At 73.9% G+C, this 8,156-nt stretch carries 1 protein-coding gene; it reads right to left on the bottom strand.

Annotated elements, in window-relative coordinates; all coding sequences use genetic code 11:
• On the bottom strand, positions 1-8,156 hold an 8,156-nt coding region (locus ACZ7GZ_RS41340; RefSeq protein WP_471032783.1), incomplete at both ends, for an SDR family NAD(P)-dependent oxidoreductase.

Below are 8,156 nucleotides of genomic sequence, written 5' to 3'. Positions count from 1 at the left end.
AGGCCCGCGTTGGCCAGCGCCTGCCGGATCACCCGCTGCTGCGAGGGCCCGTTCGGGGCCGTCAGACCGTTCGACGCACCGTCCTGGTTCACCGCCGTACCACGGACCACCGCCAGCACCGTGTGCCCGTTGCGCCGGGCGTCCGACAGCCGCTCCACCAGCAGCATGCCCGCGCCCTCGGCCCACCCCGTACCGTCGGCGGCGGCGGCGAACGCCTTGCACCGGCCGTCCGCCGACAGACCGCGCTGACGGCTGAACTCCACGAACACGGACGGGCCCGCCATCACCGTGACGCCGCCGACCAGGGCCATCGAGCACTCGCCGCTGCGCAGCGCCTGGGTCGCCAGATGCAGCGCCACCAGCGAGGACGAGCACGCCGTATCGACCGTGACCGCCGGGCCCTCAAGCCCGAACGTGTACGAGACCCGGCCTGAAGCGACGCTGCCCGCGCTGCCGTTGACGAGGTAGCCTTCCAGCCCTGCCGGCGCCGTCGTCACCCGCCCGCCGTAGTCGTGGTACATCACGCCGGCGAAGACCCCGGTCCTGCTGCCCCGCACCGTCGCCGGGTCGATCCCGGCCCGCTCGAACGCCTCCCACGACGTCTCCAGCAGCAACCGCTGCTGCGGGTCCATCGCCAGCGCCTCACGCGGCGAGATCCCGAAGAACTCGGCGTCGAAGCCCGCCGCGTCATGGAGGAAGCCGCCCTCCCGGGTGTAGCTGGTGCCCCACTGGTCGGGGTTCGGGTCGTAGAGCTTCTCCACGTCCCAGCCGCGGTCCTCGGGGAAGCCCGACACGGCGTCGCCGCCGGAGAACACCAGCTGCCACAGGTCTTCGGGCGACTGTACGCCGCCGGGGTAGCGGCAGGCCATGCCCACGATCGCGATGGGCTCGTCCGCGCCTCCGGTGGCCGGGGAGATGGTCGTCGGCACGGCTGCCACCGCCCCGCCGGAGCCTGCGGCTTCGGCGGCGAGGAAGCGGGCGAGGGTGAGCGGGTTCGGGTGGTCGAAGATCAGGGTGGCGGGCAGGCGCATGCCGACGGCCGAGTTGAGCCGGTTGCGCAGTTCGACGGCGGTCAGCGAGTCGAACCCGATGTCCTTGAACGAGTCGTCCGCGCCGACCGACTGCGCACCTGCGTGCCCGAGCACGGCGGCGACCTCGGTACGCACCAGGTCCAGCACCACCTGCTCGCGCTCGGCCTCCGCCAGCCCGGCCAGCCGCTGACCCAGCGATCCCTTCGGCGCGGCCTGCGCCGCGCGCCGCACCGGCGCGACCCGCACGAGTGCCCGCAGGACCGGCGGCACGGGCTGTCCCTGTCCGTCGCGGAAGGCGGACGTGTCGAGCCGGATCGGGGCGACTGCCGCCCGATCGGTGGCCAGTGCCGCGTCGAACATCCGCAGGCCGTCCGCCGGCGGGATCGCGGCGAGGCCCATGCGCTTGATGCGCGTGAGATCGGTGTGGTCGAGGCTGCCGGTCATGGCGCTGTCGCTGTCCTGCGCCCACAAGCCCCAGGCCAACGACGTGGCCCGCAGGCCCGCGGCACGGCGGTGCTCGGCCAGGGCGTCGAGGAATGTGTTGGCAGCGGCGTAGTTCCCCTGGCCCGGCGTGCCGAGGGTGCCCGCCGCGGAGGAGAAGAGCACGAACGCGGACAGGTCGCCGGACAGCTCAGCCGCCAGGTCGTGCAGGTTCAGCGCCGCGTCGACCTTCGGGCGGAACACGGCGTCCAGCCGCTCGGGGGTCAGCGAGCCGATGATTCCGTCGTCCAGGACTCCGGCGGTGTGGATGATCGCGGACAGGCTCTCCCCCGGCCCGGCCAGGAGTGCACGGACGGCGTCGCGGTCGGCCACATCACACGCGGCCCAGGTGACGTCGGCGCCCTGCGCGGTGAGCTCGGCGGTGAGGTCGGCCGCGCCGGGTGCGTCCCCGCCGCGGCGGCTGACGAGCAGCAGACTGCGGACGCCGTGCTCGGCGACCAGGTGCCGGGCGAACAGCCCGCCCAGCCCGCCCGACGCGCCGGTCAGCAGGACGGTGCCGGAGCCGAGGCCGGGAAGCTCCGGTTCCGGTTCCGCGTCCGGCGCGGCGACGCGGACCAGCCTCGGTACCCGCACCTCGTCGTCCGTGTGCACCGTGGCCTGCGGCTCACCGGACGCGATCAGGCTGGGCAGCACCCGGGCAAGGCCGGAGTCGTCAAGACCGCTACCGGCATCGGCGTTGGGATCCCCTGAGGTCTCGACCAGCACGATGCGGTCGGGGTTCTCGGTCTGCGCCGAACGCACCAGTCCGCGGACCGCCGACTGGGCGAGGTCTCCCGCACGCGTCACCAGCACCAGGCGCGCGGGGCGTTCCTCGGCCAGCCACCACTGCACCAGCTCCAGCGCGGCGTGGGTGACCTCATGTACCCGGGTGGCCAGGTCCCCGGCGGTCCCGGTCGGGCAGGGCACGACCACGGCATCGGCGACGGCTCCGGCATCGGCTCCGGCTCCGGCTCCGGCACCGGCATCGGCTTCGGTGTCCGCTGGCGAATCAGCGGCCCGCAGAGCGGCGAGATCCTCATACGTGTCGATCCTCATGCCGGGCGGCACAGACGGCAGACTGATCGGCGTCCACTCCAGGCCGAGGACCGTGCCGTCGCCGCCGGCACCGGCGCGCAACTGGTCGGCGGGCACCGGGCGCAGCGTCAGTGAGTCGACCTGCGCGACCGGCTCACCGGTGCCGTCGGCCAGCACCAGCGACACCGTGGAGGTGCCGGTGCCGGCGCGCGAGACCTTCACGCGCAGGCCGGAGGCTCCGGCAGCCGCCAGGCGTACACCGCTCCAGGCGAACGGCAGCAGCCCGTTCCCCGTCCCGGCCTCGGGCTCGACCGCGCCCAGCCAGACGGTGTGCAGGGCGGCGTCGAACAGCGCGGGGTGCAGGCCGTACGCGCCCGCGTCCGTTCCCTCCGTGCCGGGCAGCTCCACCTCGGCGAAGAAGTCGTCCCCGCTCCGCCACGCGGCGCGCAGCCCTTGGAAGACGGGGCCGTAGCCGAGCGCCATGCCGGCGAGGCGGTCGTAGAACCCGTCGACGTCGACCGGTTCCGCACCCCCGGGCGGCCAGGCGGCGAGCGAGCCGTCCACGGGCCCTTCTGTGGCGACGGTCAGCGAGCCGGAGGCGTGCCGGACCCATGCCCGCGCGGAGTCGTCCTCGTGGGCGTTCGCGTCCCCGTCGTCGATCCGCGAGTGCACGGTCACCGGCCTGCGGCCCGATCCGTCGTCGGCGCCGACGCGCACCTGCAGGGCGACGCCGCCGCGCTCGGGTACGAGCAGCGGCGTCTCCAGCGTCAGCTCTTCCAGCAGGTCGCAGCCCACGGAGTCGGCAGCGGCGATCGCCAGCTCGACGAAGGCGGTTCCCGGCAGGAGCGCGACCCCGCTGACGGCGTGGTCCACCAGCCACGGGTGCGTGTGCGTCGAGAGCCGCCCGGTGAGCAGGTGTCCGTCGCCGTCGGCCAGCGGCACGGCGGCGCCGAGGAGCGGGTGACCGGCCTCGCCCTGGCCCACGGCGCGCATGTCGCCGGCGGAGGCGGGGGCGTCGAGCCAGTAGCGCTCGCGCTGGAAGGCGTAGGTGGGCAGGTCGACGCGCCGGGCGCCCGGGAAGAAGGCGTGCCAGTCCACTTCGGCGCCGCTGACGTGCAGTTGGGCGTACGCGGTGGTGAGCGCCTGCGGTTCCGGGCGGTCGGCCCGGAGTACGGGGACGGTGACGATGTCGTCCACGCAGGCCTGCGCCAGGGCGCTGAGGACGCCGCCGGGACCGATCTCCACGAACACGGTCACCCCCAGCTCGTGCAGGGTCCGCACGCCGTCGGCGAAACGGACCGCCTCACGGACGTGCCGGACCCAGTACTCGGGGGTGTACGGCTCGGCCAGGCGGCCGGTCAGGTTCGAAACGACGGGAATCCGCGGCTCGTTGAAGACCAGACCGCTGACGACCTCGGCGAACTCCTCCAGCATCGGATCCATCAGCGGCGAATGGAACGCGTGACTGACCTTCAGGCGAGACGTCTTACGACCCTGACCGGCGAAGACCTCTCCGATTGCGGTGACCGCGTCCTCAGCGCCGGAGACCACGACCGACTGAGGCCCGTTGACCGCCGCGATACCGACCTCGTCGGTCAGGTGCGGCAGCACCTCGTCTTCCGTGGCCTGGACCGCCACCATCGCCCCGCCCGCGGGCAACGCCTGCATCAACGCGGCACGCGCCGACACCAGCTTCGCCGCATCCTCCAGCGACAACACACCCGCCACGTGAGCAGCAGCGATCTCACCGACCGAGTGACCGGCCACACAGTCCGGCCGCACCCCCCACGACTCCAGCAACCGGAACAGCGCCACCTCGACGGCGAACAACGCCGGCTGGGTGCGACCCGTCTGGTTGAGCCGCTCCGAGTCGACATCGACCGGGACGTCCAAAAGCGCACACACCTCGTCGTACGCCGCCGCGAACACAGGGAAGACGTCGTAGAGTTCGCGCCCCATCCCCAGCCGCTGCGACCCCTGACCCGAGAACAGGAACCCGACCTTGGCCGCCGAGTGGGCGCGCCCCGCGACGACGTTCGCCGCCGGTTCGCCGGCCGCGAGGGCCTCCAGCCCCGCCCGCAGCTCGTCCGGGCCGGTGCCGATCACCGCGGCCCGGTGCTCCAGCGGCGACCGCGTCGTGGCCGACGAGAAACCGGTGTCGACAGGCGACACGTCGTCGGTCGCGAAGGGCAGCAGCCGCTCCGCCTGGGCCCGCAGCGCCACTTCGCTCTTTGCGGACAACACCCACGGCACGGGCACCGGGCGGTGTTCCCGGGACGGCTCGGCCACGGCCGGGGCGGGAGCCTCCTCGATGATCGTGTGGGCGTTGGTGCCGCCGATGCCGAAGGACGACACCGCGGCCCTGCGGGGCCCTGCGGTCCCGGGCCATTGCACCGGCTCGGTCAGCAGCCGCACGGCACCCGCCGACCAGTCCACGTGCGCGGTCGGCTCGTCCACATGGAGTGTCTGCGGCAGCACGCCGTGCCGCATCGCCAGCACCATCTTGATCACACCGGCGACGCCCGCGGCGGCCTGTGTGTGACCGATGTTGGACTTGACGGAGCCCAGCCACACCGGCCGGTCGTCGGAGTGTTCCCGGCCGTACGTGGCGAGGAGCGCCTGCGCCTCGATCGGGTCGCCGAGCCGGGTGCCCGTGCCGTGGGCCTCGACGGCGTCGACGTCGGCCGGCGTGAGGCCGGCGGAGGCCAGGGCCTGCCGGATCACCCGCTGCTGCGAGGGGCCGTTGGGCGCGGTCAGGCCGTTGGACGCGCCGTCCTGGTTCACCGCGCTGCCGCGGACCACCGCCAGCACCTCGTGCCCGTTCCGGTGCGCGTCGGACAGCCGTTCCACCAGCAGCAGGCCGACGCCTTCGCCCCAGCCCGTGCCGTCGGCACCGGCCGCGAACGCCCTGCACCGGCCGTCCGCCGACAGACCGCGCTGCCGGCTGAACTCAACGAACAGGTCCGGCGTGGTCATGACGGTGACGCCCCCGACCAGGGCCATCGAGCACTCGCCGCTCCGCAGTGCCTGCGCGGCGAGGTGGAGGGCCACGAGCGACGACGAGCACGCCGTGTCGACCGTGACCGCCGGGCCCTCGAGGCCGAACGTGTAGGAGATGCGTCCGGAGACGACCGAGGCCGCCTTGCCGGTGAGCGCGTACCCCTCGATCTCCTCGGGCGCGTTGCGCAGTCCGTTGGCGTAGTCCTGGCCGTTGGTGCCGATGAAGACACCGGTGCGGGTGGCGCGGACGGACGCGGGGGCGATGCCTGCGCGTTCGAAGGCCTCCCAGGCGGTCTCCAGCAGCAGCCGCTGCTGCGGGTCCATGGCCAGCGCCTCGCGCGGCGAGATCCCGAAGAGACCGGCGTCGAAGCGGTCGGCGCCCTGGACGAAGCCGCCCTCGCGCGCGTACGTCTTGCCGGGCCGGTCGGGGTCGGGGTCGTAGAGCGCGTCGATGTCCCAGCCGCGGTCGGTGGGGAAGCCGGAGATCGCGTCCCGGCCGGAGCTGAGCAGCTCCCACAGGTCCTCCGGCGACTGGACGCCGCCGGGGAAGCGGCAGCTCATGCTGACGATCGCGAGGGGCTCGTCGGCCGTGGCGGCGGCCGTCGCCTGCGCGGCGTCCGCTTCCAGCCCGTGCCGGCCGAGGAGTTCCTCGCCCAGGTGACGGGCGAGAGCGCTGGGGGTCGGGTGGTCGAAGGCCAGGGTGGTGGGCAGTTTGAGGCCGGTGGCCGTGGTGAGCCGGTGGCGCAGTTCGACGGCGGTGAGCGAGTCGAAGCCGGTCTCACGGAACGTCCGGTCGGCTTCGAAGGCGTCCTTGCCCGTGTGGCCGAGCACCGTGGCGGCCTGCTCACGGACCAGGTCCAGCAGGATGCGGGACTGCTGCCCCGGCGTGGCGCCGAGGAGGCGCTGGACCAGCGCGGACGCGGGAGCTTCGGCGCCCTGCGCGGCCTGGGTGCGTGCTGCGAGGGCCTTGCGGGCCTCGGCCACGCCGTGCAGCAGCGGGCAGGGGCGCGGGTCGGCGAAGGCCGGGACGAAGCGGTCCCAGTCCACGTCCGCGACGGTCACGGAGGTCTCGCCGTGGGTCAGCGCACCGTGCAGCACGGAGATCGCGGGAAGGGCCGCGAGCGCCCGTATGCCGCGCCGCCGCAGGTGGTCACCGGCGGTGCCGTCGGCCATGCCTCCGTCCGCCCAGGGTCCCCACGCGACGGCCAGCGCGGGCAGGCCCTGCGCCCGGCGCTGCTCGGCGAGGGCGTCGAGGAAGGCGTTCGCGGCACCGTAGGCGCCCTGGCCGCCGTTGCCCCAGACACCGGTCATCGACGAGAAGAGCACGAAGGCGTCGAGGTCCTGGCGGTCCCGGGTCAGCTCGTGCAGGTGGAGCGCTGCGTCCACCTTGGGGCGCAGCACGTCGTTGAGGCGCTCGGGCGTGAGCGATTCGACCAGGCCGTCGTCGAGTACGCCTGCGGTGTGCACCACGGCGTTCACGGTGTGCCGACCGAACAACTCGGCTAGCGCGTCGCGGTCGGCCGCATCGCACGCGGCGACCGTGACCTGCGCCCCCAACTCCTCTAGCTCGGCCCTGAGTTCGGCGGCACCCGGGGCGGCGGGCCCCCGGCGGCTGGTGAGCACCAGGTGCTCGGCACCGGCACCGGCGAGCCAGCGGGCCACGTGCCCGCCCAGCGCACCCGTACCACCGGTCACGAGCACGGTGCCGCGCGGCGACCAGGGCGCGTCCGCCGGTGCAGCGCTCTGCGGCGCGCGCACGAGGCGGCGGCAGGACACGCCGGAGGCGCGTACGGCGAGCTGGTCCTCGTCGGCCTGGGCCAGCAGGCCGGCCAGTCGCTCCACCGCGCGGGAGTCGAGTTCGGCGGGCAGGTCGGCCAACCCGCCCCAGCGCTGCGGCTGTTCCAGGGCCACGATCCTGCCCATGCCCCAGAGCTGGGCGGAGAGGGGGTCCGTCAGCGGGTCCGCCGTGCCGGTCGACACCGCGCCGGTGGTCAGGCACCACAGGGGGGCCTCGATCCCGGCGTCGCCGAGGGCCTGGACGAGCAGGACGAGCCGCTGGAGGGCGTCCGTCCCCGTTGCCCCCTGTGCTGCGGCGAACAGGACGCCGTCGGCCTGCTCGTGCCCGGCGTCGGCGAAGGCCCGGGCGAGCGCGTCACGATCGGTGTCCTCGCCCACGGCGAACGGTACGAGCGTGACGCCGAGTTCCGTGAGTCCGGCGCGGATGGCCTCGGTCCACGCGGTCTCCTCGGAGACCACGTAGAGCCAGACCCCCGACGGAACGTCCCCGACCATGTCACCGAGCGGCTGCCAGGTGATCCGGTAGCGCCAGCCGTCGGTGGTGGACTGCTCGCGCCGCTGCCGACGCCAGGCGGACAACTTGGGTGCGACCACGTCCAGTTCGGCGGGCTCCAGTCCCAGGAGCGCACCGAGAGACGCCCGGTCCTCGCTTTCGACGGAGTCCCAGAACTCGGCGTACGTCGCCTCCGGCGCGCCGACGGTCGCCGCCTCAGGCGCATCGAGCCAGTAGCGCTCGCGCTGGAAGGCGTAGGTGGGCAGGTCGACGCGGCGGGCGCCCGGGAAGAGCGCCTGCCAGTCGGGCGAGGTGCCGTG

Source organism: Streptomyces sp. NPDC037288, from assembly GCF_055603265.1.
The sequence above is the reverse complement of the archived record's forward strand: the minus strand, read 5'-3'. Positions and strand labels throughout refer to the sequence as shown.